Origin of the sequence: Streptococcus sp. FSL R7-0212 (assembly GCF_038007985.1) — a bacterium.
In the GTDB taxonomy this organism is placed as follows: domain Bacteria; phylum Bacillota; class Bacilli; order Lactobacillales; family Streptococcaceae; genus Streptococcus; species Streptococcus parauberis.
Window position 1 is genome coordinate 1,881,898 of sequence record NZ_JBBOYF010000001.1, and the last position, 25,715, is coordinate 1,907,612.

Below are 25,715 nucleotides of genomic sequence, written 5' to 3' on the forward strand. Positions count from 1 at the left end.
AAGTAATACTGGAGGCACAAATGACTAAAGTAAGAAAAGCAATTATTCCTGCCGCAGGACTTGGAACAAGATTTTTACCAGCCACAAAAGCACTAGCCAAGGAAATGTTGCCTATCGTTGACAAACCAACAATTCAATTTATTGTTGAAGAAGCATTAAAATCTGGGATTGAAGAAATCCTGATTGTTACTGGTAAAGCAAAGCGTTCCATCGAAGACCACTTTGATTCCAACTTTGAATTAGAGTATAACCTAAAACAAAAAGGGAAAACTGAACTCCTCAAATTAGTTGATGAAACAACTTCAATCAATTTGCATTTTATCAGACAAAGTCATCCAAGAGGCTTGGGTGATGCCGTCTTACAAGCGAAAGCTTTTGTTGGAAATGAACCATTCATCGTTATGCTTGGTGACGATCTTATGGATATCACTGACAACTCAGTAATTCCCCTAACAAGACAATTAATGAACGACTTCGAGACAACCCATGCGTCAACAATTGCCGTTATGAAGGTTCCTCATGAAGATGTTTCTTCTTACGGGGTAATCGCTCCGCACGGTAAAGCTCACCATGGTTTGTACAGCGTTTCAACTTTCGTAGAAAAACCAAAACCTGAAGATGCTCCTAGTGATTTAGCTATCATTGGACGCTATCTCCTTACCCCTGAAATTTTTGAAATCTTAGAAAATCAGGCACCAGGTGCAGGTAACGAAATCCAATTGACTGATGCTATTGATACATTGAACAAAACGCAACGCGTCTTTGCTCGTGAATTCACTGGGAATCGTTATGATGTTGGTGATAAATTCGGCTTTATGAAAACTTCTATCGACTATGCTTTGAAACATGAGCAAGTTAAAGATGATTTGAAAAAATACATTATCCAATTAGGTAAAGAATTGGAAGGAAAAACAGAAACAAAATAAAAAGTGCCTAGGGGCACTTTTTTTATGTTAGATAAGTATAAGTTAGGATTGCGACTACAAGAAAGACATATAGAGCTAGCGATGCTAATCGATATTGTCTCTCAAATTGATTTTCTGGTGCTTGGCTAGGCAAGAAAAGTGCTGCTAAAGCACCACCGACAATCCCACCAATATGTCCTGCAATACTAACATTAGGCATAAAAATATTCATCAGTAAGTTGACAAAAATTAGTGACTGGTAAGACTTAGATAAAGCTTTTAATGATAAATTTTGACTAAAATAACCCAAAACAGTTATGGCCGCAAATAGTCCAAATAAGGACGTTGATGCACCTGCAGCTACGGTTGAAGGTGTAAAAGCTAAAACAAATAGGTTACCCATAATACCAGATAAGAGATACAAGAGCAGAAAATGACGTGCTCCCCACAGTTTCTCAGATAACTGACCAACAAATACCAATGTTAGCCCATTGAGTAAAAAATGTTCCCAACCAATATGAACAAAGATGGCACTAACTAGACGCCATAACTGAGAAGGTAGGGCTTTTACAGCAACTCCATACATGCCACCAAATTGGTAAATAGCCTGAACTGATCTAGCAAACTGACCATAAAATACTTGCATGGCTAAAAAAACCAGTGCGGTCAGAATTAATAATGTTAATGTAACTGGATTCTTTCGCAAATCATATATCATAAGGCATAAACCACTTCCACTGCAACATCATGTGTGGCAGGTTGAAATTGAGCTTTTTGACACTGATAAATGGTCGAAAAAGTATGACCCTGGTAATAACTTAGATAACGATCATAATAACCGCCACCATAGCCAATCCGGAATCCTTCTTCAGTAAAAGCAACTCCTGGCACATGAATCAGATCAATTTGATCTTTTGTCACTTCCTCTTCGCTTATTGGCTCCATCAATCCATAAGACGTTCTTTGTAAGTCTTTTGGATTATAGTGTACAAAAATCATTCGACCTTTCCCGTATGTTTTAGGGACGACAATTATTTTACCATCAGCCAATGCACGCTTGATGAAAAGGGTTGTTTTGTATTCATGAGGCATGCCTAGATAAGTCGCAACAATTTTGGCATCTTTGTATGCTTGTGAATCACAAACTAATTCTAGTAACTGCAAGTCTTTTTGACTTTTTTCTTTTTTATCCATCTTTTTCATAGATGAAATTACTTGTGTTCTTAATTCCTTTTTTTCCATATGATAAGTTTACCACAAAAAATGTCATTTGCCTTTTTTGGATAGTTATTGCTATTTGTTATGACAAAAGTTAAAATATAAAAGAATTTACAATTTTTTTATGGAGTTTAGGATGCAAAATTTAACAAAAGGTAACCCTTTAAAAGTTATCTTGATTTTTACCCTACCTTTACTAATAGGTAGTTTTTTTCAACTTGCTTATAATTTCGCAGATAGTATTATCGTTGGTCATACTTTAGGACAAGATGCCTTCGCAGCTGTTGGAGCGACAGGAAGTATTATGTTTCTGGTAGTCGGTTTTGCGATGGGGCTGACTTCTGGGCTGACTATTGTCACCTCACAGCGATTTGGTGCCCAAGATTTTATTGGAGTCAAAACTAGTTATGTTCACGGACTATTTTACTCTGTATTAGTCAGTTTTATCCTTACAGTCATTTCTGTAGTTTTCTTAAAACCACTACTCTATTTAATGCAAACCCCAGAAAACTTAATTGATAATTCCTATCAATTTCTTCTTGCCATGTTTTCGGGATTAATCTTCACTATTTTATTTAATTACTTATCAAATGCAATAAGAAGTCTAGGTAACTCTCGAACACCATTAGTTGCCTTAATCTTGGCTAGTATCCTTAACATCTTTTTGGAATTTCTTTTTATATTAGGTTTTAAGATGGGCGTTTTAGGAGCTGGTATTGCAACCATTACAGCGCAAGCTTTTTCAGTTGCTTACCTATTCTATTATATCCACAAAAATATTCCCTTTTTCAGATTGACCCGAGCAGACTTGGTCATTGATAAAGATAATCTTAACCAACACGGACGACTAGCAATTCCAATGGGCTTTCAAGCCAGTATTATTGCTATTGGTGCCATCACCTTACAAGTCACAATCAATAAGCTAGGAACTCAGGCTATCGCAGCGCAAGCCATTGCTAGCAAAACTGACCAATTAGCCATGTTACCAATGATTAATTTAGGTTTGGCCGTTTCAACTTTCACTGCACAGAACTTTGGTGCAAAAGAATTTAAGCGTATCTTTGAGGGACTCAAGAGTTCCCTTATCCTGGGAATAGGATGGGCAGTCTTTTTCGCCATCCTTCTCATTTCATGCCACCATTTCTTTTCTTCTTTATTTATCGCTGATGCAGACCCAGAAGTTTTCCATTTAGCATTACTTTACTATCTGATTAATGGGTCTTTCTACTGGCTCTTAGCAATTCTCTTTATTCTACGCAGCTTTATTCAAGGCTTGGGTTACGGATTTGTACCAACGGTTGCTGGAATTATGGAATTGGTGATGAGAGCTGGTGTAGCTATTATTGGTTTAATTTATTTTGGCTTTGCTGGTATTGCCTCAGCCAATCCTGCAGCTTGGATTGGCAGCGTCCTAATCTTAATCCCTTCAACTTTTATTTTGTTAAAACGACTTAAAGAACAAGAACTACAAGAATTTCTGTCAGTTAAGGAAATTTTAAGCTAAGTGTATTATCATAGTTATATCCTAAACAACGGTTTACCCAGACCGTGGGGTAGAAAGAGTAATCTGACCTACCCTTTTCATAAATCTCCAGGACACCTCCCTCATAGGTGTCCTATTTTTTTACAAAAAATTAATCAATTCCGAAAATATCTCGCGTATATACTTTATGGCCAACATCAGCTAATGAACGATCAAAGCGATTAGAAACAATGATTGTAGATTCTTTTTTAAAGCTATCTAAATTTTTAGTGACCTCATAGTCTAGTTCCTCTTCCAACATTGGTTCATAAATTAGCACTCGGATTTGATAAGAACTTAATAAATCCATCACGTCTTTGATAGCACTTTCTCTAAAGTTATCTGAGTTACTTTTCATAATTAAACGATGAACCCCAACAGTTGGTTGCTTGTCATTTTCATCTCGATCCTTTAGCAGTTCCTTAATCCGCTCGGCAATAAACTCCTTACGTTTTTGATTTGAAGCAACGATGGCAGATATTAAAGCTTGCGGTGTATCTTTGTAATTAGCTAATAACTGCTTAGTATCTTTTGGTAAGCAATAGCCACCGTAACCAAATGATGGATTATTATAATGTTCACCAATTCGTCTATCGCGACAGATACCTTCAATAACACGTTGTACATCCAAGCCTTTTGCCTCAGCATAGGTATCTAATTCATTGAAGTAAGAAACTCGCATAGCTAAATAAGTATTGGCAAATAGCTTAACCGCCTCGGCCTCATCAGTTCCCATAAAAAGAAGTGGGACTTCCTTAGTTAAGGCAGCTTCTTTGAGAAGCTTTCCAAATTCTCTAGCAGCTTCTATTGTCGCAGCTGAATCCTCTTTCTCATAAGAAACAATAATTCGACTGGGATGTAAATTATCATGTAAAGCTTTTGATTCTCTTAAAAATTCTGGACTAAAAATAATTCTATCTGTCTTAAATTGTTCTCTGACTTGTTTGATAAAGCCCATCGGGATGGTTGATTTAATAACAATAATTGCTTTATCATTGACTTTTAATGCCTGTGAAATAACGGCTTCAACATGTTTTGTATCAAAGAAATCAATATCACTATTGTAATTTGTTGGTGTGGCAACAATAATTAAATCTGCTTGGCTATAAGCCGAATCACCATCTAAGGTAGCGGTGAGAGATAAAGGCTTTTCAGCTAAATAACTTTCGATTTCCTTATCTTGAATTGGTGATTTTCTTTGATTAATTAATTTTACTTTTTCTTCAACAATATCAACGATGGTTACGGGATTAGTTTGTGCAAGTAAGACACCTAAGGATAAACCAACATATCCGGAACCGGCAACAGTAATTTTCAATTCTTTTTTTCCTTTCTACGAATAATTAAGTAAGAGATTCTTTTTTTCGAGTTCCCCAGTCAGCATTTCTAATGGTTAATAGTGAATAGAGCTTAAGTGGCTGCAAGACAAAAAGGTGAAGCAAGCCATAAAAAGGTGATAATAGAAATGCAAGAGGGTGCTTAACCATGTAATGAACGTTTCGGCACAGGGCGACAATAAAAATGATTAGTAGAAAGGCTAGTAATTTTTGCCATGAAAAAGCTTGTACTTCACCAATCACTAAATTACAGATTGAATAGATCAACATGATAAACATTGATACTTCAACAGTTGTCCAAACTGCGACCAGTGGACAAGATAATAGTTTTTTAACTGAGATTAATGATTCTCTAAAGAAAGATTTATTCCAACGATTCTGTTGTTTTAGGTATGTTTTGAACTGATGAGGAACATCTGTATCGCAACGAGCAGTTGATTGATAAACGGTCTTCCCTAAGTCAGTTGCATAATTGGTTAGGCACCTGTCATCACCAATGCTCACCGGAACACCTAAGAAAGTTTGACTGGTATAACGTTTGATGTTAGGAACAACAACTTGGCGACGATAAATACTTAAAGGCCCCGAACAAACTAAGATATTCCCTGTCACAGATTGAGCCGCACGCTCGACACCAAAGGCATTGTCATAACGGATATCTGTTAAACGTGTTAATAGGTTAATATCTCGATTACGAGCGTTTAGATGCCCAGTTGCTGCATAAACTCGATTATCATTGAAGGTCTTTAATAGCTCTTCTAAGGCATTTGGATAGATATAGGTATCTGAGTCAACTGTTAAGAAAACATCTGCTTTTGATCGTTCAAAAGCCCAAGACTGAGCATGACGCTTCCCAACATTTTGTTCCAGTCGCTTAACGATAATTTTATCAGCTTTATTGTTACTATTTACATAGTCTTCAATCTTACTTATTCCTGATATATCCGCACTTCCATCATCAATCACATAAATTTCTCTGATTGGGTAATTTTGCGCCTCAACACTTTTCAGTGTTTCAAGTAAAGATTGTCCATCTTCATTATAGGAAGGGATAATTGCCGCCACATGATACTGACCAGCTTGTCCTTTATAAGGACGATAGAGAAATGATAGACCCATCTTAACAGAAAGATAAACCATTAAGACTATACCATAAACAGCTAGACTTCCTTTTGTCCCAAAAACAAAGACATTGAGCATTATTAAAAGCGTCCACAATACTATGAAAGTGACGAAAGTAATTGCATTTTTAATTTTTTCCATTGTTACCTCTCTTTATTTATTTTGACTCCATCAGCAAACGAAGTCACAAACTAAAAATTATTATAGTAAAGAGACAGGCGACTTTCAAACCAAGTTTTGATGTAAAAATTTAGAACTTGACCTTGTCATTTTTTTAAAAAATAATATAAAAAACTACCTAGTTTGATATAACTAGGTAGTTTTTTTCATTATCCATTAATTAAGTTATCTAGAAATGCACCTACTTCTTTGACCGCAAAAGTAAGGGCCTCTTCGTTTGGACTCATCTTAGCATGGTGCAGTGGAAAAGGGGTTTCAACACCGAGCCAGAACATCACTCCTGGAATTTTGCTCAGTAAGAAGCCAAAATCTTCACCAGTCATCGCTGGTAAACATTCAATTAAGTCTACAGATTCACGTTTTTTGAAAAATGCCATCAAGTTCTTAGCTAACTCCGGATTGTTTTCAACTGGGAGATAACCTCCTTGTTTTAATTCAATCTGAACTTCCAAATTAAAGCTGGCTGCAACGCCTTCTGCTATGGTCTGAATTCGTTTTTGTGTTAATATACTCATCTCTTGCGTTAAGGTACGGATTGTCCCATGTAAGTCCGCCCGTTCAGAGATAATATTGTTGGTCGTTCCTGCATGCATTGATCCAAAGGTCACTACAGCGCCTTCGATTGGGTCAACGTTGCGACTAACTATGGTTTGAACTTGTGTCAGGAAATATGCGGCAGCGATTAAGGCATCATTGGAATGATGAGGAAATGCTGCATGCCCCCCTTTTCCAAGAAAGGCAATTTTTACTTCACAGGTTCCCGCAAATAAAGTAGATGTATTAGTCGCAATTTGCCCAACTTTAAGATCTGGTCTAACATGGAGTGCATAGCATTCATCAGGAATCCACTCGTTTAAGGCACCATCTTGATACATAAGCATCCCTCCAGCCTCATTTTCTTCAGCCGGTTGAAAGATGAAAAGCATATTATTTTTGGGTTTATATTTGGATAAGCGTTCAAGTAAGCCTAAGGCTACTGTCATATGGACATCATGTCCACAGGCATGCATATTGCCTTCATGTTGGCTAGAAAACTCTAACCCCGTCTCTTCTTTTACAGGAAGGCCATCTATGTCAGTCCGCCAAGCAACTGTCTTTTCAGGATCGTAGCCACACAAATAGACTAAAATTCCGGTCTGCCAGGTTTTAATCGTAATAAATGGCTTATTATCACTAATTTCCTTAATAATGTTCAGTAAAAATGCCTGAGTTTTAACTTCCTTTAGCCCAATTTCTGGAATCTGATGTAAGTGTCGTCTCGTTGCTAGCAAATCTATCATATCGTACTTCTCTTTCTTAGATTAAACGGAGTGCCTCTTCTAGTGCTGTTTTTTGTTGGGTTTGGGCATCAATTTCTTTGATGATTCGCGCTGGGACACCAGCAACAACAACGTTTTCTGGTACATTTTGGGTAACAATAGCTCCCGCAGCAACGACTGAACCGTCACCAATTTGCACACCCTCGATGATAACAGCGTTTGCACCTACTAAAACGTTATCACCAACTCGAACAGGTTCTGCCGAGGCCGGTTCAATAACGCCTGCTAAGACAGCACCAGCACCGATATGACTATTTTTCCCAACAGATGCTCTTCCTCCAAGAATGGCACCCATGTCAATCATCGTTCCTGCACCAATCTCTGCACCAATATTTATAATTGCACCCATCATGATAACGGCATTGTCATCAATCGTAACTTGGTCACGAATAATCGCCCCTGGTTCAATCCGTGCATTGATAGCTCGTTTATCTAGTAAAGGAACCGCAGAATTACGACCATCTTGCTCTAGAACGTAATCTTTGTTCTCTGTTAAGCCAGCTAGTAACGGTTCAACATCTTTCCAATCACCAAATAAAACATTACCTAATTGTAAAACAGATTCTGGTAGTGGAACTGCCAATTGGCCTTGATAAGTTACCTTGACTGATGTTTTCTTTTCTGCGTTCCCGATAAATGCAATAATTTCCTGTGCTGTCATTTTTTGTGCTGTCATATTTCCAACTCCTCGTGCTTAGTTTTCTTATTATAACAAATTATCAGAAAATTTGGGAAATAAGTTATTTAACTTCTATAAAAAAACTAAAAACCTACAGGTCTATTTTCGACCTGTAGGTTTTTAGTTCAAATCTCGGTAAAAGTATTGTTTCTACTAACAGTCTATTTGAATTATTGATCCAATTTCTAAATGCGGACTATTGACTCCTTTTACATGCAATGTGCCAGGTAATGAAGCCTCTTCACTCCCATCGAAGGAAAGTGTAATGTGACCTAGACTTGATAAATTTTTTTCAACAACTTTTCCGACTGCTGTGATGGTATACTTTTCTTCCCCGATAATTACCTTACCATTCTTGATGATGGTTCCAGTCAATTCTTTATTATTAATTGTAAAACAAAATTCTGATAAGTCAGCTGGAGCCCCTTCACCAAATAGAATTAACATATTTGTGTTTTCAATCATATTTTGAGCCTCTGACCCAATTTCCAATACTTTAGTTTCAAATACTTTTACCATTTTATTTTCCTTTTCAAATTTTATTTTATTATACTTCTTTTACTGATAAAGTCCAATACTTGCAATCCAAGCTACCACAACACGAGGTACCCCATTTAAGAAACGAGAATAAAGTACAGAAGGTACACCTACTTCAACTGTCTCAGCATCTGCTTCAGATAAACCTAAGGCAACTGGAATAAAATCACATCCATTTTGTGTGTTAATGGCAAATAGTGCAGGTAACGCCATCTGTGGTGGAATATTACCTTTCCCAATCTCAACACCAATTAGTGTTCCAATAATTTGTGATATTACTGCCCCAGGCCCTAATAATGGTGATAAGAATGGCAATGAACAGATAAAACCAATTAAAATTAATCCCCATATATTTCCAGCAAGTGGAATCATTAATTTAGCTAACCAGTTACCTACCCCAGAACCTTGTATAAAACCAATTAATAATGATACAAAAGCCATAAATGGAAGAATTGTATTGATGAGTGTTTGAATAGCTTCTCGAGCGGCCTGATTAAATGTTGCAACAACTTTACCAGCGCCCATTCCAATCCTAGCTACAAAACTGCTTTCAGCTCGTTGCTCAGTGATTTTTTTACTAGTATCAAAAGTTGGTTTTTTCTTTTCTTCGATAGTACTAATATTTTCAACTTTACTTTCTTGCGTAGAAGTAATTTGATTCATACCTACAGAAGAAACATAAATATCTTCATTAATGTATTGTGCTAATGGGCCACTTTTTCCTGTAGCGACTATGTTGATCGTTGGAATTCCTTTTTTGGGATAAATGCCACAACGTAGTGTTCCACCACAGTCTACAATAGCTAAAGCTACTTCTTCATCTGGAATCGATGTTTTAAAACCATTAACAGCTTCCATGCCAGTTAATTCAGAAATTTTATCAACAATTTCCGGTTTTTCGCCTCCACCAGTAATATAGATAAATTTATGTTTTTGTTCAGTTGGTGTTATGATTAGTGGTCCACCATATCCGCCACTTCCTTTTTCAACTCGAATACTTGAATATGTCATTTTAAAATCCTCACTTATCTAATTCAATTGTTTTACTTAGGGTAACACCTTGTTGCTTAGAAACATAAGCTGTCGTAAAATCGGTCACCCAACCACTGACAAAGTTCATGATCAAACCTACTAATAAGTATCTAATAGCAAGTTCCATCTGACTCAAACCTAATGTCTTTATTCCTGAAGCAATTCCCATCCAAACAAATAATTCTCCTGGATTGATATGAGGGAAAACACCATTTGATGTGTGACAAAATTGCATTTGAGAGGCAACATAACTTGGTTTGTAGTACTCTGGCATAAATCGTCCCATACTAATAGCCATCGGATTCCCTAGCATAAATGCTGATATAAATGGTAAGATCATATAGCGACTAATTGGATTTCGTGCAGATACCTCAGCAAGTTTATTTACTTTTTCTTCTCCCAGTAATCCTATAAGCGCGTTCATAGCTACTAATAACATCAATACTACAGGTACAATTCCTGTCATCCAGCTGACAAAGGTTTCTCCACCTAGTTGAAAAAGTTTCATAAAACCTTCAGCAAATTTAGTAATATAGTCCATCCTTAACCCCTTTTATTTATTAATTGTAATTTTAGTCTTGTAATTAAACCTTTAACGTGCAAGTTCATATCAAATGCTGATCCGTATTTAGACACGTCTTCATATGACCCTGCTTCCGTTCTTAAGAACAACTCCTGTGCGTCTTTAATTGCTGCTTGTAACAGTTTGTTTTCTTGTCTAACCAATGGATTATGATGATCCAGATAATGGATATCTTGCCCAATATAGTTTGGCATATCTTTAAACATAGAAATTATTGTAACACCTTGCATTCTTTTAGCTTTTAAAACTTTTCCACTATTATCAACTGCAAACATAACAATAGTTCCAGCCTTTATTTTTCCAGATCGTTTTCCAATAGCAACTTTTCCAGCTTTTCTTAACTCAGAATAAGTTTCATTGAAGTTTTTTAATTGTTTTAATCCAAAAATTATTTGAAGAATATATGCAATTACCATTACTAAACCAAGTATTATCATATTACTCATTAGAATACCTCTCTATCTTTTGTAAAACTAATAAAGCTTTCTTCATTATCAATTTTTCTTAGTTCATTTTTTAAACTATCACTACCTGCAATCCTAAAAATATCATCATAAAGTTCAAGTAATTCCGCTTCTTTTATGCCTTCAATTGTTTTTGGAATTGCAAGCATGAAAATAAATTCTACTAAGTTGTTAGTTCCCTTGAAAGGTTCCTCTAATAAACCTAACATTAGAATAATATTACCGTCTATGTGGTTAATAGTATGCGGAAATGCAACAAGATTACCAAATTGAGTTGTCTGTTTTTCTTCTCTTTTTAGAATTCTATCTTCAAATTCAAAATCAACTAACTGAGTCTCTTGTAAATGTTTAGCCATTTCTTTCAAATAATCTTGATAAGTTTCTCTAGGCTTTAACCTTAAAAATTTAAAGGTGGTCGTTTCCAAATTTTTCTGATGAAAATGGTTGACACGTTGCCATTCATTCTGCAACCATTGATCGTCAAATAAGTTTGTAATTTGCACTACTGGAGATTTTAAGTTTGCAAATTTTAATGGAATGGTTGTAAAAATGGCAAAATAGTTATCATCTAATTCAGGATTAAAGTCCTCTTCAGAGAACTGAGAAATAGCTATGTCCCTTCCCAATACTTGAGTTAGTCTTCTACAAATCATATTCGCAGTCCCTCTACCTGTTGTACAAACAACTGCTATTTTCTTTGTGGTGGTTTTAATAATTTCATTCTTTTCCCTTAAAACCATTTCAAAATATAATGCTAAGTAGCTTCTTTCAGAGAGTTGTAAAAGATAACCAAATTCTTCTTCCAACACTTCTGATGCTACATTAGCCATTTCAAAAGCTAAAGGGTATTTATATCTGATTTCACCATGAAAGATATCATTGATTTGAAAATGGAAAATCAGTCTATTGATTAAGTACTTTAAATGTGATTGAATATCAGAAAATAGTATCTTTTCATCAAAATTAATGTATAGTTTACTTTTTACTCTTTCCACTGCTTTATGATAAATTGAGAACAGCTTATCATCATAGTAATCACTATAACTTAGCCCCTCAATATACTGAACATTCAAGGGGAAATTAATGAAATTTTTTTCAAATTGACTTAACGAAATCTGATAATTCATTTCTAGGTAAAATAATAACTCTTCCATCAATTCGTTAGATTTAACCTCATTACTATAAAGTGAAATTGGTTTATCAAAATGATGATTATTTTTTATCCTAAGGATAGCTACTGAAATTGATTTTGTTAACAATTCTTGAATCTTTTTGGGGATTTTAAATGTCGCCGATTGTAAAATTAAGCTAGACAAATAAAAAAGTCATTTGTGCTACACTCAAGATAGTTCCCGCAAAAGAATTATAAGGAGTGAAGACAAATGACCTATACCCATCTTACATCAAATGAACTTGCAATGATAGAGGCGTATTATAATAATCATCAATCTGTAGCCAAAACCGCAGTACTACTGAATAGATCTAGACAAACGATTCATAAAGTTTACCAATTTTTCAAAACAGGGCACAATGCTCTAGATTATTTCAATCAATACAAGAAGAATAAAACTCGCTGTGGCAGACGTCCTATTGTCTTATCAGATGAACAAACAGAATATATTCAAAAGAGGGTTGTTCAAGGTTGGACACCTGATGTGATTGTTGGCCGTGCAGAGTTTTCTATTTCTTGTTCTATGCGTACACTTTATCGTATGTTTAAACAAGGCGTATTTGAAGTGACTCACCTACCTATGAAAGGAAAACGTAAAGCCAACGGACACAAAGAAACTCGGGGAAAACAATCTTTTCGTCGATCACTTCGTGACAGAGGAAATGATTATTCTAAATTCAATCAAGAATTTGGCCACCTTGAAGGGGATACTATTGTGGGTAAAAAGCACAAAAGTGCTGTTATTACCCTCGTTGAGCGATTATCTAAAGTAATCATCACTCTTCAGCCAGAAGGCAGACGAGCTATAGATATTGAAAATCGTTTGAACCAATGGATGCAATCTGTACCTAAGCATCTATTCAAATCAATGACTTTTGATTGTGGAAAGGAATTTTCAAATTGGAAATCAATCAGTAATATAAATGATATTGATATCTATTTTGCAGATCCTGGTACACCATCACAAAGAGGGTTAAATGAAAACTCTAATGGTTTATTACGTAAAGATGGTTTACCAAAGCAAATGGATTTCAACGAAGTTGATGAATCTTTTATCCAATCTATTGCATCGAAAAGAAATAATATCCCTCGAAAATCATTAAACTATAAAACACCAATAGAAGTATTCTTGAGTCACATATGCAAAGAGGAATTGTCTAACTTAATTTGACAATTAATATGTTTTAAATAAGTTCAATAAAAACGACAATGTTTCATGATTAATATTTTCAATTTCAAAATGACTATACACTTTATGAATATAGATTAATCTTAAGTTTAATTCTTCTCCAGAAATTTCAATTCCCCTATTAGGTTTACTCAAAATTTCAAGTGAAAAATCTTTTGCTATCTGTTTTACTATTTTTAAGTCCTTATTGATTGTCCCTCTACTAACAGATATCTCTTCAGCTAAATCATCAATAATTAATGGTTTTATACTATCTACTAGACGTTTTATGATATAAGCTATCCGTTTTGTCGAAGAATTAAAATCACTTGTTTTTCGTAAACTGCCCCCTAAAATACTTTCAAGTCTAGAATAATCATAAACTCTAAGTTCAAGTAAATTTTTCTTTTGAACGATTTCAACATCGTTATCTAGAATGTCATTTAATTGAGCTACACTTTTTAATAATGTTTGTTGACTGATATCTAGTTCCTGAATTAATGTATCAATTTCGACTTTATGTTGCGCCACCAAAATGTCTATAATTTTATACCAGCGATTAACTAATGTCACAACTCTCTTCTTTCTTTGTTTATTTATCCTCTCGTTTTACCACCTGCTACATTAGTTGTAATTCCGGTAATATAACTTGAACGATCAGATATATAATAAGCTACCAAATCTGCAACTTCTTTTAATTTTCCACTTCTACCAAGAGGTGTAGTGCTAGTTGAAGCATATCCTGCTCTTATTTCTTCAACTGTTTTCCCTCTAGTATATCCTAATGATTCTTCATAAGCTAATGTTCTCAGACCTGTTGCTTCCATTATTCCTGGAGCAACACCAACTACACGAACACCATGTTTCCCTAGTTCTTTTGCCCAAGAACGCGTGTAACTATAGACTGCTGCTTTCGTTGCCGCATAGGCACTTTGACCTTCAGAGCCTTCCAAACCTGCTTCTGAGGCCATATTAACAATAACACCAGAACCTTTTTTTACTAATACTCGTCCAACCGCTTGACTGACTAAGAACAATCCCATTTGATTAATCATCGTAATTTTTTCAAATGTCTTGTCATCTAATTCATATTGTCCATGTGGATCATTTGGATCAACTAGAAGGCGAGGAACATTAATACCAGCATTATTAACAACTGCATCAATTGTTCCAAAAGTTTCGATAATTTTATCAACCCCAGCTTCTACTTCTTTTCTAGAAGTGACATCTACTTTTACAAATAAATAGTTGGGATGTTCTAAATTATTATCCGCAATATCAAAATTGACGACATTAACGTTTAGTTCTAATAGTTCATCCACAATTGCCTTACCAATTCCAGACGATGCTCCGGTAACTAAAACTGTCTTACCTGAAATATTTAACCAATCAGTCATTTGTTTCTCCTTAAATCTTTATTTTATAAGGCTAGTTTAAAACGCTTTCACTTTTTAATTAAGTCAGTCTTTTTTTGAATTGACATTATAAAACTATACTAATCACCTTTTGATTTAAAAGAGAACCCAAAAACAGACTATCAAATAGATAATCTGTTTTTTTTATATGTTGTTTAAATTATAAACGAGCGTTTAATTCCGCGCTTAATTCTTCAAAACCTGGTTTACCAAGTAATGCAAACATATTTTTCTTGTATGCTTCTACACCTGGTTGGTCAAATGGGTTGACACCATTTAAGTAACCTGACATGGCGATTGCAATTTCAAAGAAGTAGATTGTGTATCCAAGAGTAAATTCATCTTGTCCTGGGATAGTTAAGAAAGTGTTTGGAACGCCACCATCTGTATGGGCAAGTAAAACACCATCAGTCGCTTTTTTGTTAACAAAATCTACATCTTTTCCTTGTAAGTAGCCAAGTCCATCAAGGTCAGCTTCTTCAGTTGGGATTGTAATGTTTTTGCGTGGGCTTTCTACACGAATAACAGTTTCAAATAAGTTACGGTAACCTTCTTGGATGAATTGACCAAGAGAGTGTAAATCTGTTGAGAAGTTAGCTGATGTTGGGTAGATTCCTTTTTGGTCTTTACCTTCAGATTCTCCGGCTAATTGTTTCCACCATTCACCAAAGTATTGTAGTGATGGTTCGTAGTTAGCCAATACTTCCGTGACGTATCCTTTACGGTAAAGGATATTACGTAATACAGCGTATTGGTAAGCTTCATTTTCAGCAATTTTTTCTGAAGAGTAAGCGTTACGAGCTGCATTAGCACCTTCCATCAATTTAGTGATATCAGCACCTGATGCAGCAATTGGTAATAAGCCAACAGGTGTCAATACTGTGAAACGTCCACCTACGCTATCTGGAACAACGAAAGTTTCCCAGTTATTAGCATCCGCTTCAACTTTAACGGCACCTTTAGCTTTGTCTGTTGTTGCGTAGATACGACCATTTGCTTCTTCTTGTCCATATTTTTCAATTAATAATTCTTTGAAAACGCGGAAAGCGATAGCTGGCTCTGTAGTTGTTCCTGATTTAGAAATAACATTAACTGAGAAATCTTTATCTTTAACATACTCTACTAAATCAGCAAGGTAGTTTGAAGAAATTGAGTTTCCAGCATAAAGAATTTGTGGTGCTTTACGTTCGTCAGCAGTTTGTAAATTTACAAATGATGAACTTAAGAAATCAATAGCAGCACGCGCTCCTAAATAAGATCCACCAATCCCAATAACAACTAGGACTTGGCTATCTGATTGAATTTTTTCAGCTGCTTTTTGAATACGAGCAAATTCTGCTTTGTCGTAGTCTTCTGGTAAGTTTAACCAACCAGTCATTTCAGCACCTGGACCAGTTGCTTGACGCAAAGCAGCATCTGCAACAGAAACATGCATTTGCATATAGTCCAACTCATGTGGTGCAACAAATTGACCTAATACTTTTGAATAATCAAATTTAATGTGTGACATAATTTACCCCTTTTATTTTTTCCGTTCACCTACTATATTAACTCTTTGCAAGCTTTTTTTCAATCATTTTGAATAATCTTTCACAAAAAGGAAAGGAATTTTCAAACAAAATTGAATTTAGTAATCAGTTGGTTATTCCTATTATTTCGCGATTTGTAGCTATATTTCATCTTTAAAAATCAATTTCTAAGTAATAAATCGTTTATTTTCAGAATTTATCATTTCTGAAATATGCACATTTGTCAAAACTACACTTTAAGTGTATAATGGTTTTCTTGAGAAAACGTGAGGAGAAAACATGTCAATTTTAGCAGAAAAGATCAAATTTTTCAGAAAAAAATGTCATTTGACCCAAAAAGAATTAGCTAACTTATTAGAAATCGCACCAACTGCTGTTTCTGCTTGGGAAGTCGGGCGAAACAAACCCTTAGTTGACCATATTGACCAAATGGCCAAAATTTTTCAGATTAAGAAATCACAATTGTTAGGAGAAGAGTCTTCTCCCAATGTGGATTCACAAGTGTTTACTCAGAAAGATCAGTTAACTGATCTTTTTAAAAATCTCAATAGCGAAGATAAAAATAAATTATTAGAAATGGCCCAAGAAATGCAAGAAGATACAAGTGAATATTATGAAATAACCGTAACAACAAAATTAGCGGCTGGTATCGGCTATGCTTTTAATGATTACGATCAAGAAAAAGTTATCGTAGGAAATCGACCACCTCGCTATGATGTTGCTTCTTTTGTCTTTGGTGACTCCATGGAGCCCAAATATCACAGCGGTGATATTGTCTATCTTGCTGATCGGGGCCTCTCAAGTTATTCTGGTGAAGTTTGTGCTGTTGCTTATGAAGGCAAAACATACATTAAAAGACTTTATACAGAGGCAGGTTACTTGCGTCTGGAATCCTTAAACCCAAAGTACGATGATATCTTTATTGATTTTCCACCTCAAGATGGGGGTTACATCAAAATTTACGAGGTCATCGGCTCAGATACTTCAATTCCTGCTTAAAAACCCAGTATATTTAATTAAATAAAATAAGCCCTTATGACAAAATCTCACAAGGGCCTTTTTGATACAAAAAAATAGAGCACACACCTGAAATCGCTTAGGGCTGCTGGATTCCTCCCCTGACCCACTTCACGCACAAGTGTTGCTCCGAATTATATTGTAACATAAATTGGTATTATTGCAAGTTAGGACTTTTCAGCCTCTTGGGCTAGTCGTTTAGCTTCCTTTTTGCGCAAGCGATTTTGCCGAAAGAAAGATTGCATAATGGCTGCACAGTCAGCTTCTAAGACACCTGTTTCAAGTTCGACACGATGATTAAGACGCTCATCGGTCAAAATTTGATAGAGACTTTGCGCACCCCCGAATTTTTGATTTGCAGCACCATAGATGACCTTAGGAATTCGCGCCAGACCAATAGCACCACTACACATGACACAGGGTTCAATGGTCACAAACATGGTCGTCTCAAGCAGGCGCCAATTACCTTCGTGAGCATTTGCTTGACTAATGGCCATCATTTCGGCATGCATAATGGCTTGATTTAACTCCTCACGCGCATTATGCCCCCGGCCAATGATTTGCCCATCCTTCACAATCACACAGCCAATTGGAATTTCCTCCTTAGCTAATGACTTCTCAGCCTCACGAAGAGCCTCACGCATAAAATTTTCTTTTTCTTCTAGACTGTACTCCATTACTTTAACGACCCCAAATCCCATGACAGATGTGGCATGGCCAAGTCAACAGGAATAGATCCAGCATATTTCACTGTTTCAGCCTTTAAAAGGGCCAAATGGTTTTCGGGGTCAATCCCTTGCGGTGCCACAGGGGGCATATGGGTTAAAACAAGTTTCTTAACCCTAGCTTGCTGAGCAATTTGCCCTGCTTCTTTACTCGTTAGATGAGCGAAATGATTCTCATTTCCTTCATATAGATAAACATCTGCCAGAAATAGATCCGCACCTTGAGCAAAGTCAGCTAATTCATCAAAGTAACCTGTATCACCCGTGAAAACAAAAACTTGGCCAGTTTTACGCTCAACAATCCGGAAAGCATAACAAACAACTGGATGAACCGTTTTGATAAAAGCAATATCAAAAGGACCAATTGATTGTGTCCCTGTAACATCATAGGCAATCCCAACAGATACCTCTGGCAACGTTAATTTCGCAAACTCAAATTGATCTTCATTATGACCATAAATGGGTAAGGCTTTGGGTTCCCACAAATGCTTTGGATACAATTGACGGTAGTGTCTGAGCACCCCTAAATCAGCAACATGATCCGGATGATAGTGGCTGATGATGACCGCATCTAAGTCCAATGGACTAATTTCTTTTTCTAATTCATTTAAAGCTCGGCTCCCAGCATCCATCAGCAGTTGAAAACCATTGTCACCAGTAATTAAATAAGAGGTTGTCCCACCATCTTGATAGGGATAGCCTCCCCAAGACCCTAAAGTTGTCACTTTCATCTGTCTACCTGCCTTCTTCTTTTCCTCATATTATACCAAAATCTGATAAATTTTGGTTTTGAGGAGACAACTAGGCTAAGCTTTTTTTAGGACTTGTTGATTCTACCTTGACGCGACTGGCTACTAAACAGGCCAAAATAGCTTTAATGGTGTCCCCAGGTACAAAAGCTAAGTTAGATAATAAGGCTGTTTTCAGTGGCATGCCCAGTTTGAAGGCTAGGCCAATTGACCCCAAAACGTCAACCCAAAGAACGCCGGCAAGAAAAATAGCTAAGAAAATCCAAACTGGTTTTTTTGTTGGTTGATTTGCTGTAAAGAGGCTATATAGGATTGGCACAAAGAGCCAAGAAAGGACATAGCCGACAGTTGGTCCAGCAAGGACTGGCAGCAAGGTGTTCCCTCCTGTAAAAGCTGGAAGGAAAACACTAATGATTAAGAAAAGGAATATTGAGATACTTCCTTTTTTCCATCCTAATAGCAGGGCTGCCATCATAATCCCTAAGTTTTGAAGAACAATTGGGACAGGGATAAAGCCAAGTGGGATAGGCGGGATAAATCCCAAGACAATAATCAGGGTTGTCATCAAGGCAATTTGAGTCAGTGTGCGTGTATCTTTCATGAAGTCTCCTTTTGAAAATAGATCGATTTGTGAAGTTGACATTTGGGATTGAATTGACTAAGGCAAGAAGGGCAGTACCCCTTAGCATAACTTTCTTGAGACAAAGGTGTTTGACAGATGCCACAAAAAACTGGGAACCATTCCGAACTTGGATTAGCTTGGAAAAGATGGTCCTCTAAGCTATCATGACATTTGTAGCATGCATAATACTTTTGACAGCCGTGACATTTTAGTGCCACAATATCTTGCTCGGTGTGATAATGCTGGCATCGTCCTGCAGCATCTAATTGCAATCCATAAATAATCATCACTTCTCCTTACTTTGTCAGTTTAAAAAATTTTAGGTATTCTGTCAACCCAATTTTTCAAACAGGTTAACAAAAAGACACTAAAAAAACAGAGACTAGCTCTGTTTAAAAATTACGACTTGATTTATTATAACCATAACGTTCCAAGAAATCTTCACGGAATTCTAGTAAGTTATCATCCATGATAGCTTGACGAACTTTTTTCATCAAGTTAACTAGGAAGTAAAGATTATGATAACTTGTTAAACGGATGCCAAAGGTTTCATCTGCTTTTAGCAAATGACGGATGTAAGCACGTGTATAATTTTGACAAGTGTAACAGTCACAATCATGGTCAAGTGGGGTAAAGTCTTCTGCAAACTTAGCATTCTTAACCACTAGTCGACCCTCACTCGTCATACAAGTTCCATTTCTGGCAATCCTTGTTGGTAAGACACAGTCAAACATATCAACACCACGAATAACGCCATCAATCAGGCTATCTGGTGCACCAACACCCATTAAATAGCGTGGTTTATTTTCTGGTAAAAGCTGTGTTGTGAAGTCCAGTACAGCATTCATTTCATCATGGGTTTCACCGACAGCAAGTCCACCAATTGAATAGCCAGGGAAATCCATTGACACTAAATCAGCTGCTGACTGACGACGCAAGTCTTCAAAACCAGCTCCCTGAACAATCCCAAATAAACCTTGGTCATGTGGGCGACGGTGAGCATTTAAGCCACGTTCTGCCCAACGACTAGTCCGCTCAATTGATTTCTTAACATAATCATATGGTTGGTAGAACTGAGGGCACTCATCAAAACTCATCATAATATCTGAACCCAAATTATTCTGGATAGAGATGGCTTTTTCTGGAGAAAGAAACATTTTTGAGCCATTCAAATGGTTTTTAAAGGTTACACCCTCTTCAGTAATATTTCGTGAATCTGCTAATGAATAAACCTGAAAACCACCTGAATCGGTTAAAATTGGTTGATCCCAGTTCATAAATTTATGGAGTCCACCAGCTCTAGCAATTAACTCATCACCAGGGCGGAGCCATAAATGATAGGTATTAGATAGGATAATTCCTGAACCCATTTGCTTCAATTCTTCAGGAGATTGTGTTTTAACCGTGGCTTGTGTACCAACTGGCATAAACATCGGTGTTGGGAAAGTTCCGTGTGGTGTGATGATCTCACCCAGACGAGCACCAGTTCGTTTGTCTTTTTTGATTAATCTGTATTTAATTGGATAATCTGTCATTGTTTCCTCGCTTTCAAGATAAACAGTCTTGAGCATTTATTAATTAATTGGTAAAGGCCAAATATCTGTATCGTATAGCCTTATTATTCTACCAAATTTACATCAGCTTGTCATACGTTCTGACAAAATTTTTACAAGTCAGAGTCTATTTCTAATCTGATTAGACTGTGTTATAATGATTTAAAGGAGAAACTATGTCAATTTCACAAATAAAAAAAGAAGCAAAACAAGCTTTGAAAGGACTTCCTGGGAAAACAGCCTTGTTCCTTGTTCCAATATTAATCCAATTTGCCTTAATTTTCATTCAAGTCCGTGAAGGGATACTTCAAAGACAAGGGGTTGAACCAACTTTTGCAGCCTCCCTCTTTCCATTGATTCTCAATATTATTTCGGCATTCTTCATTACTTCTGCAGCATTTACCATGCTACAAGTTCTCAGAGGCCGTCGCACTGAAGTTTCCTTTCAAGATGCTAGTATTACACTTTCTAGTCAACTTGTCTGGAAATTGATTGGCTTGTTCCTTTTGCGTTTCTTACTCTTATTACTCTGGATCATTATTTTCATCGTTGGGTTAAGCATGTCAATCATCGGATACACTATCTTAACAACTGAGGGAGCTTCTGCTATGGCAATTGCCTTGCTCTTTATTGGGGTACCAATTGCGCTTGGAGGCCTATATCTTTCTATCAATCGCCAACTGGCTTACGCTATGGCAGAATACGTTTTATACGACCAAACAGTCACAGAAAGTTACCAAGGTGCAGTATCTGCTATAGATAAAAGTAAAGAACTAATGAAAGGTTACAAATGGAAATTCTTCCTCTTGCAATTAAGTTTCATCGGTTGGTATATCCTAGTTTTCTGTAGTTTGGGTCTTCTATACTTCTACGTTACACCATATTTCACAACTGCATGCGCTAATTTCTACCGTCATCTAGATGATAAACTAGTAGCCGTCCCAGTTGAAGAAATAACTGACAAGGAAGAGAAAACTGACCCTATATATAAAGAGCCCAAGGTCGATGTCTTACCACCAATCGAACCCAAAGCTGACTCAGCAAATGCTCAAGAAGAAAATTAGGTTCAACATAAACCAAAAACACTAGATAAAACTGAACAAGAATATAAAGAGTCATCTAAAAAAGAGCCTATCATTTTGTTAGGCTCTTTTAAAATAGTCTTTTTTTAGATTTTTGACAATCTGGACAAATTCCATAGGCAATGATTGGAATACGTGTTATTTGGTAACCAGTTTGCTCATGGGCCTCTTTAGAGACATCCATTACATCCACATCCATAAAGTCAGCAATTTTACCACAGACCTCACAAACGACATTTACGTGTTGGTGCCCCATAAAGTCATAATAAGTTGTTAAATCATTTGAAATTTTAATTTCAGACACAAATCCTTCATCAGCTAAAACTTTCAAATTATTATAAACAGTTGCTAAACTCATATTAGGATAGTCATCTTTTAGATCACGATAGATTCTATCTGCACTGGGATGTTCAGTAGACACAATCATATAGGAAATAATAGCCTTACGAGTTTCCGTAATTCTGATGTGTTTTTCGCGCAAATGCTCTAAGACATTTTCGAACATGTCCAAAGCTTGTTGATTATGTGAGTGAACGTCCATTGGCATCTCCATTTCTATCGATTATTTTCGATTAAAAGAATTAATCTAATTGGTGCATTAGTGAGCGGTATTCAATTTTAAGGCATTTATTCATGACAACATTATGACGATTTGCACCACGAAGAATAGCTTCAGCATCTTTATTTTCTAAGCCTAACTGTGCCCAAAAAATCTTAGCATCAGTATGAATAAATTCTTTAGCCACTTGTGGAAGAGCTTCACTTGGACGGAAAACATCAACCATATCAACTGGGAAAGGAATATCAGCTAAAGTCGCGTAAACTTTTTCACCAAGAATTTCTTGGCCAACCATCCCTGGATTAACAGGAACGATTTCATAGCCCATAGCTTGCATGAATTTTGCCACACTATAAGAAGCCGCTTCCGGTTTACTAGATAAACCAACCACAGCAATCTTATGTGTTTTTCTTAAATAATCAGCGATGACATCATCACTTGGGTTCTTAAATTGATAAGTCATTGAAATCTCCTTTGTCTTGCCTTTTCGATCTCATTTGTTTCTTATTATAACACAAAAACATTAAATCAAAAAGATTTCCTTAATCTACTTAGCTTCATACCAAGTTTTACCAGTATTTTCATCAGCCAATAATGGAACAGCTAAATCAACAGCACCTTCCATCGTTTTCTTCACTAAAGCCTTAATAGCCTCTAATTCGTCATTTGGAACTTCCAACACGATTTCATCATGAACCTGAAGTAACATCTTAGCTTTAAATTGACCTTCATTAAGCGCTTTGTCCAAATTAATCATTGCGATTTTTAGGATATCAGCTGCGCTACCTTGAATTGGCGAGTTAATAGCTGTCCGCTCCGCAAAAGAACGAATGTTGAAATTACGGGAATTGATATCCGGTAATTCACGACGGCGATTAAAGAGCGTCTCAACATAGCCAGTGTCTCTGGCATCACGCACAACAGTTTCCATATATTCTTTTATGCCTGGATAACGTTCAAAGTAAGTTTCAATGTAGTCTTTTGCTTTTTTACGTGTAATCCCTAAATTATTTGACAAGCCAAAATCAGAGATGCCATAGACAATTCCAAAGTTAACTGCTTTGGCATTACGACGATCATTTGGCGTAACATCTTCTTCTTTTTCAATACCAAAAACACGCATGGCAGTTGAGGTATGAATATCAGCATTTTCTTTAAAAGCAGCAATCAAGTGTTCATCCCCAGAAATATGGGCAAGCACACGTAATTCAATTTGTGAATAGTCTGAACTTAACAAGACCGCATCTTCCGAGGATGGCAAGAATGCTTTTCTAATTAAACGGCCTTGTTCTAAACGAACTGGAATATTTTGCAAGTTAGGGTCTGAACTAGACAGACGACCTGTCTGGGTCAAATCTTGAATGTAACGGGTATGAATTTTCCCGTCAGACATGATGTAGTCTTGCAAACCAATGACATAAGTCGATTGTAATTTACTGATTTGACGGTAGTCTAAAATTTTTGCAACAATTGGTGCAATTGGAGCTAGTCGTTCCAAAACATCAACAGCTGTCGAATAACCAGTCTTTGTTTTCTTAGTCATCTCTAGTGGCAATTGCATTTTTTCAAATAAAATTGAACCTAATTGTTTTGGTGAGTTTATGTTAAACTCTTCGCCAGCCATCTCGTAAATTTCTTCTGTTAGGCTTTCAATGACCGCTTTATTTTGCTCAGCCATTTCTTGCAGGGCTGTTTTATTAACCGTGATCCCTGCAATTTCCATCTTGGCTAATACGTTGGCCAGTGGCAACTCAATATCAAAATAAAGGTCTTCTTCTTTATTAACTGCCAACTTATCTAAGATGACCGCTTTGCTATCAACCAAAACCTGAATCTTCCGAGCTAAATGGTCAAACAAAGCCTCATCTTCAGGGAAGGCCCGTTTAACACCTTTTCCGTAAACCACTTCATCGGCTTCCATATTTAGATTGGTGTGTAGGCGCGCAATAGTCGCTAGCTCATTGTCTTCAATGTTTGATAAGAGGTAATTGGCTAAGCGAGCATCATAATTAGCTTGAGGCAAATCAATTCCTAGGTGACTAAGGAGCACTTTACTACGCTTAAAATCATAGGTTGCAATAGGTTCTGCCAGGCGTTTTGTGAAACTTGGACCAGTCAATAATGCAGAATCTTTGGAGACGTAGATATAGTCACTATTGCCCCATGCAAAAGCATGGATATCTTCTCTGTGATAATTATCTTTGAGAATTTCAAAGTAAAAGAGGTCTTGGTCAGTAAAGACAATTTGGTCTTCACTAGTGACAACTTCAAAAGAAATTTCAGCCTTTTCTTGTGGCACTTCTGTTTCAAGTCCAGCTTTAAGTTGTTTAAAGTCCATTTCATCATAGAATTCCATTAAAACTTGAACATTGGGTCCATGATAAACTAAATCTTCTAACCCTATCGTGATAGGAGATTCCGTATTGATTGTTGCTAGAGTTTTAGAAAGGAAGGCTTGTTCTTTATCGTTAATCAAGTTTTCTTTCATTTTAGAAGCTTTGAAGCTATCGATGTTTTCATAGATACCTTCTAGACTGCCAAACTCATGAAGTAGTTTCAGTCCTGTTTTTTCACCAATTTTGGTTACACCTGGTATATTATCTGATTTATCACCCATCAAGGCTTTCAGGTCAATGAATTGCTCCGGTGTTAAACCCATTTTCTCCATCAAATAAGCTGGCGTAAATTCTTCAAAGTCAGTTACACCCTTACGAGAAATTTCAACAACTGTGTTAGCATCGGTCAGTTGGATTAAGTCTTTGTCTCCACTAACTATGGTAACATCAAAGGGAACCTCTGTTTTCTCAGCCATTTTATCCAAGGTTCCAATTATATCATCAGCCTCATAGTTTGCTAAATCATAAAAAGGAACACCAAGTGCTGTTAACATTTCTCGGATATAAGGGAATTGTTCTCTGAATTCATCTGGAGTCTTTGCACGCCCAGCTTTGTAATCAGCAAACATTTCTGTTCTGAATGTTGTTTTGCCCGCATCAAAAGCCACTAAAATATGAGTTGGCTGTATGCGTTTCATCATATGATCCAGCATTAAGTGGAAACCATAAATAGCATTAGTATGGAGGCCACTTTGATTTTTAAATCGATCAATTTGACTATATAAAGCAAAAAAGGCACGAAAGGCTACTGAAGAGCCATCAATTAATAATAATTTATTCTTCTTTTCCATAGTCCCATTATAACACAGTTGTTGTTTATTGCTTCAAAGA

The 25,715-nt window shown here is 36.4% G+C and carries 26 protein-coding genes, 1 other RNA gene and 1 pseudogene; 5 read left to right on the plus strand and 23 right to left on the minus strand.

What is annotated here, in order from left to right:
- Nucleotides 1-20 precede the first annotated feature (20 nt).
- Nucleotides 21-926 carry a UTP--glucose-1-phosphate uridylyltransferase GalU gene (galU, locus tag MKY69_RS09490; RefSeq protein ID WP_003103063.1) on the plus strand — a complete coding sequence of 302 codons (906 nt, stop codon included), beginning with the start codon at nt 21-23 and terminating at the stop codon, nt 924-926.
- A 22-nt stretch (nt 927-948) separates the two neighbouring features.
- Here galU and MKY69_RS09495 read toward each other — a convergent pair whose 3' ends face one another.
- Together MKY69_RS09495 and MKY69_RS09500 are read right to left on the minus strand one after the other, a co-directional pair.
- Nucleotides 949-1,623: a rhomboid family intramembrane serine protease gene (locus MKY69_RS09495; protein WP_003107780.1), complete on the minus strand. Its 675-nt coding sequence runs from the start codon at nt 1,621-1,623 to the stop codon at nt 949-951.
- Entirely contained in the window at nt 1,620-2,147 is a 528-nt protein-coding gene (locus MKY69_RS09500; protein WP_004235118.1) for a 5-formyltetrahydrofolate cyclo-ligase, read from the minus strand. The genes MKY69_RS09495 and MKY69_RS09500 overlap by 4 nt, the downstream gene beginning before the upstream one ends.
- Nucleotides 2,148-2,259: 112 nt before the next feature.
- On the opposite strand from MKY69_RS09500, the gene MKY69_RS09505 reads away from it, so the two are divergent.
- Entirely contained in the window at nt 2,260-3,627 is a 1,368-nt protein-coding gene (locus MKY69_RS09505; RefSeq protein WP_003105465.1) for an MATE family efflux transporter, read from the plus strand.
- Nucleotides 3,628-3,757: 130 nt separating this feature from the next.
- Here the strand turns inward: MKY69_RS09505 and MKY69_RS09510 are convergent, their stop codons facing one another.
- From MKY69_RS09510 to MKY69_RS09550, 9 genes are all read right to left on the minus strand, one after another.
- Nucleotides 3,758-4,963, minus strand: coding sequence for a nucleotide sugar dehydrogenase (locus tag MKY69_RS09510; RefSeq protein WP_004235113.1), 1,206 nt, complete (start codon nt 4,961-4,963; stop codon nt 3,758-3,760).
- A gap of 25 nt (nt 4,964-4,988) precedes the next feature.
- The gene (locus MKY69_RS09515; RefSeq protein ID WP_003105206.1) at nt 4,989-6,245 is read right to left on the minus strand and encodes a glycosyltransferase family 2 protein; all 1,257 of its coding nucleotides are present in this window, start codon (nt 6,243-6,245) and stop codon (nt 4,989-4,991) included.
- Nucleotides 6,246-6,433: 188 nt separating this feature from the next.
- Nucleotides 6,434-7,564, minus strand: a complete 1,131-nt coding sequence (locus MKY69_RS09520; protein ID WP_003107784.1) for an N-acetyldiaminopimelate deacetylase — start codon at nt 7,562-7,564, stop codon at nt 6,434-6,436.
- A 16-nt stretch (nt 7,565-7,580) separates the two neighbouring features.
- Entirely contained in the window at nt 7,581-8,279 is a 699-nt protein-coding gene (gene dapD, locus MKY69_RS09525) for a 2,3,4,5-tetrahydropyridine-2,6-dicarboxylate N-acetyltransferase (RefSeq protein ID WP_003103502.1), read from the minus strand.
- A 156-nt stretch (nt 8,280-8,435) separates the two neighbouring features.
- The gene (locus MKY69_RS09530; protein ID WP_003107785.1) at nt 8,436-8,801 is read right to left on the minus strand and encodes a PTS glucitol/sorbitol transporter subunit IIA; all 366 of its coding nucleotides are present in this window, start codon (nt 8,799-8,801) and stop codon (nt 8,436-8,438) included.
- Between the two features lie 39 nt (nt 8,802-8,840).
- Complete coding sequence (gene srlE, locus MKY69_RS09535) at nt 8,841-9,830, minus strand: PTS glucitol/sorbitol transporter subunit IIB (protein ID WP_003106025.1); 990 nt, start codon at nt 9,828-9,830, stop codon at nt 8,841-8,843.
- A gap of 10 nt (nt 9,831-9,840) precedes the next feature.
- A complete protein-coding gene (gene srlA / locus MKY69_RS09540; protein WP_003103085.1) occupies nt 9,841-10,392 on the minus strand; it encodes a PTS glucitol/sorbitol transporter subunit IIC in 552 nt (183 codons plus the stop codon).
- A gap of 2 nt (nt 10,393-10,394) precedes the next feature.
- Nucleotides 10,395-10,880, minus strand: coding sequence for a transcriptional regulator GutM (locus tag MKY69_RS09545; RefSeq protein WP_311981901.1), 486 nt, complete (start codon nt 10,878-10,880; stop codon nt 10,395-10,397).
- Nucleotides 10,880-12,214 carry a BglG family transcription antiterminator gene (locus MKY69_RS09550; protein ID WP_340791680.1) on the minus strand — a complete coding sequence of 445 codons (1,335 nt, stop codon included), beginning with the start codon at nt 12,212-12,214 and terminating at the stop codon, nt 10,880-10,882. Before MKY69_RS09550 ends, MKY69_RS09545 begins: the two co-directional genes overlap by 1 nt.
- A 66-nt stretch (nt 12,215-12,280) precedes the next feature.
- Here MKY69_RS09550 and MKY69_RS09555 point away from each other — a divergent pair, with 66 nt between their 5' ends.
- Complete coding sequence (locus tag MKY69_RS09555; protein WP_002360751.1) at nt 12,281-13,240, plus strand: IS30-like element IS1062 family transposase; 960 nt, start codon at nt 12,281-12,283, stop codon at nt 13,238-13,240.
- A 6-nt stretch (nt 13,241-13,246) separates the two neighbouring features.
- Here MKY69_RS09555 and MKY69_RS09560 read toward each other — a convergent pair.
- The 3 genes and pseudogenes from MKY69_RS09560 to MKY69_RS09570 form a co-directional block, all read right to left on the minus strand.
- Nucleotides 13,247-13,810, minus strand: a pseudogene (locus MKY69_RS09560) (HTH domain-containing protein); the annotation flags it as partial.
- A gap of 23 nt (nt 13,811-13,833) precedes the next feature.
- A complete protein-coding gene (locus tag MKY69_RS09565; RefSeq protein ID WP_003107788.1) occupies nt 13,834-14,634 on the minus strand; it encodes an SDR family oxidoreductase in 801 nt (266 codons plus the stop codon).
- A gap of 178 nt (nt 14,635-14,812) precedes the next feature.
- A complete protein-coding gene (locus tag MKY69_RS09570; RefSeq protein ID WP_311981902.1) occupies nt 14,813-16,162 on the minus strand; it encodes a glucose-6-phosphate isomerase in 1,350 nt (449 codons plus the stop codon).
- Between the two features lie 298 nt (nt 16,163-16,460).
- Between MKY69_RS09570 and MKY69_RS09575 the strand changes: the two genes are divergently transcribed.
- Complete coding sequence (locus MKY69_RS09575) at nt 16,461-17,180, plus strand: XRE family transcriptional regulator (RefSeq protein WP_003107791.1); 720 nt, start codon at nt 16,461-16,463, stop codon at nt 17,178-17,180.
- 65 nt (nt 17,181-17,245) lie between these two features.
- On the opposite strand, the gene ffs is transcribed toward MKY69_RS09575, so the two are convergent.
- The 6 genes from ffs to tgt form a co-directional block, all read right to left on the minus strand.
- An RNA gene (gene ffs, locus MKY69_RS09580) (signal recognition particle sRNA small type) lies at nt 17,246-17,339 on the minus strand.
- Nucleotides 17,340-17,365: 26 nt separating this feature from the next.
- Nucleotides 17,366-17,875, minus strand: a complete 510-nt coding sequence (gene tadA, locus MKY69_RS09585) for a tRNA adenosine(34) deaminase TadA (RefSeq protein WP_003105197.1) — start codon at nt 17,873-17,875, stop codon at nt 17,366-17,368.
- Nucleotides 17,875-18,654, minus strand: a complete 780-nt coding sequence (locus tag MKY69_RS09590; RefSeq protein WP_100083724.1) for an MBL fold metallo-hydrolase — start codon at nt 18,652-18,654, stop codon at nt 17,875-17,877. Before MKY69_RS09590 ends, tadA begins: the two co-directional genes overlap by 1 nt.
- A 70-nt stretch (nt 18,655-18,724) precedes the next feature.
- Complete coding sequence (locus MKY69_RS09595) at nt 18,725-19,273, minus strand: biotin transporter BioY (RefSeq protein ID WP_003102448.1); 549 nt, start codon at nt 19,271-19,273, stop codon at nt 18,725-18,727.
- A complete protein-coding gene (locus MKY69_RS09600; RefSeq protein WP_037620093.1) occupies nt 19,270-19,581 on the minus strand; it encodes a CHY zinc finger protein in 312 nt (103 codons plus the stop codon). Before MKY69_RS09600 ends, MKY69_RS09595 begins: the two co-directional genes overlap by 4 nt.
- Before the next feature lie 105 nt (nt 19,582-19,686).
- The gene (tgt, locus tag MKY69_RS09605; RefSeq protein WP_003107795.1) at nt 19,687-20,829 is read right to left on the minus strand and encodes a tRNA guanosine(34) transglycosylase Tgt; all 1,143 of its coding nucleotides are present in this window, start codon (nt 20,827-20,829) and stop codon (nt 19,687-19,689) included.
- A 194-nt stretch (nt 20,830-21,023) separates the two neighbouring features.
- Here tgt and MKY69_RS09610 point away from each other — a divergent pair, with 194 nt between their 5' ends.
- Nucleotides 21,024-21,911: a DUF975 family protein gene (locus MKY69_RS09610; protein ID WP_062806773.1), complete on the plus strand. Its 888-nt coding sequence runs from the start codon at nt 21,024-21,026 to the stop codon at nt 21,909-21,911.
- 88 nt (nt 21,912-21,999) lie between these two features.
- On the opposite strand, the gene perR is transcribed toward MKY69_RS09610, so the two are convergent.
- The 3 genes from perR to polA all read right to left on the minus strand — a co-directional run bounded on the left by perR (nt 22,000) and on the right by polA (nt 25,675).
- The gene (gene perR, locus MKY69_RS09615; RefSeq protein ID WP_340791689.1) at nt 22,000-22,470 is read right to left on the minus strand and encodes a peroxide-responsive transcriptional repressor PerR; all 471 of its coding nucleotides are present in this window, start codon (nt 22,468-22,470) and stop codon (nt 22,000-22,002) included.
- A gap of 40 nt (nt 22,471-22,510) precedes the next feature.
- Nucleotides 22,511-22,951 (minus strand): CoA-binding protein, encoded by a 441-nt coding sequence (locus MKY69_RS09620; protein ID WP_003105084.1) that lies wholly within the window; start codon nt 22,949-22,951, stop codon nt 22,511-22,513.
- A gap of 84 nt (nt 22,952-23,035) precedes the next feature.
- The gene (polA, locus tag MKY69_RS09625) at nt 23,036-25,675 is read right to left on the minus strand and encodes a DNA polymerase I (protein ID WP_003108536.1); all 2,640 of its coding nucleotides are present in this window, start codon (nt 25,673-25,675) and stop codon (nt 23,036-23,038) included.
- Nucleotides 25,676-25,715 lie beyond the last annotated feature (40 nt).

Bases quoted from the DNA above. Each gene is read 5' to 3' on its own strand.
- MKY69_RS09530 (WP_003107785.1), bottom strand. From the start codon at position 8,801: ATGGTAAAAGTATTTGAAACTAAAGTATTGGAAATTGGGTCAGAGGCT.
- tgt (WP_003107795.1), bottom strand. From the start codon at position 20,829: ATGACAGATTATCCAATTAAATACAGATTAATCAAAAAAGACAAACGA.
- galU (WP_003103063.1), top strand. From the start codon at position 21: ATGACTAAAGTAAGAAAAGCAATTATTCCTGCCGCAGGACTTGGAACA.
- MKY69_RS09520 (WP_003107784.1), bottom strand. From the start codon at position 7,564: ATGATAGATTTGCTAGCAACGAGACGACACTTACATCAGATTCCAGAA.
- srlA (WP_003103085.1), bottom strand. From the start codon at position 10,392: ATGGACTATATTACTAAATTTGCTGAAGGTTTTATGAAACTTTTTCAA.
- MKY69_RS09595 (WP_003102448.1), bottom strand. From the start codon at position 19,273: ATGAAAGATACACGCACACTGACTCAAATTGCCTTGATGACAACCCTG.
- MKY69_RS09590 (WP_100083724.1), bottom strand. From the start codon at position 18,654: ATGAAAGTGACAACTTTAGGGTCTTGGGGAGGCTATCCCTATCAAGAT.
- MKY69_RS09570 (WP_311981902.1), bottom strand. From the start codon at position 16,162: ATGTCACACATTAAATTTGATTATTCAAAAGTATTAGGTCAATTTGTT.
- MKY69_RS09575 (WP_003107791.1), top strand. From the start codon at position 16,461: ATGTCAATTTTAGCAGAAAAGATCAAATTTTTCAGAAAAAAATGTCAT.
- MKY69_RS09500 (WP_004235118.1), bottom strand. From the start codon at position 2,147: ATGGAAAAAAAGGAATTAAGAACACAAGTAATTTCATCTATGAAAAAG.
- MKY69_RS09620 (WP_003105084.1), bottom strand. From the start codon at position 22,951: ATGACTTATCAATTTAAGAACCCAAGTGATGATGTCATCGCTGATTAT.
- perR (WP_340791689.1), bottom strand. From the start codon at position 22,470: ATGGACGTTCACTCACATAATCAACAAGCTTTGGACATGTTCGAAAAT.
- MKY69_RS09515 (WP_003105206.1), bottom strand. From the start codon at position 6,245: ATGGAAAAAATTAAAAATGCAATTACTTTCGTCACTTTCATAGTATTG.
- MKY69_RS09505 (WP_003105465.1), top strand. From the start codon at position 2,260: ATGCAAAATTTAACAAAAGGTAACCCTTTAAAAGTTATCTTGATTTTT.
- MKY69_RS09555 (WP_002360751.1), top strand. From the start codon at position 12,281: ATGACCTATACCCATCTTACATCAAATGAACTTGCAATGATAGAGGCG.
- polA (WP_003108536.1), bottom strand. From the start codon at position 25,675: ATGGAAAAGAAGAATAAATTATTATTAATTGATGGCTCTTCAGTAGCC.
- MKY69_RS09495 (WP_003107780.1), bottom strand. From the start codon at position 1,623: ATGATATATGATTTGCGAAAGAATCCAGTTACATTAACATTATTAATT.
- dapD (WP_003103502.1), bottom strand. From the start codon at position 8,279: ATGACAGCACAAAAAATGACAGCACAGGAAATTATTGCATTTATCGGG.
- MKY69_RS09565 (WP_003107788.1), bottom strand. From the start codon at position 14,634: ATGACTGATTGGTTAAATATTTCAGGTAAGACAGTTTTAGTTACCGGA.
- srlE (WP_003106025.1), bottom strand. From the start codon at position 9,830: ATGACATATTCAAGTATTCGAGTTGAAAAAGGAAGTGGCGGATATGGT.
- MKY69_RS09600 (WP_037620093.1), bottom strand. From the start codon at position 19,581: ATGATTATTTATGGATTGCAATTAGATGCTGCAGGACGATGCCAGCAT.
- MKY69_RS09545 (WP_311981901.1), bottom strand. From the start codon at position 10,880: ATGAGTAATATGATAATACTTGGTTTAGTAATGGTAATTGCATATATT.
- tadA (WP_003105197.1), bottom strand. From the start codon at position 17,875: ATGGAGTACAGTCTAGAAGAAAAAGAAAATTTTATGCGTGAGGCTCTT.
- MKY69_RS09610 (WP_062806773.1), top strand. From the start codon at position 21,024: ATGTCAATTTCACAAATAAAAAAAGAAGCAAAACAAGCTTTGAAAGGA.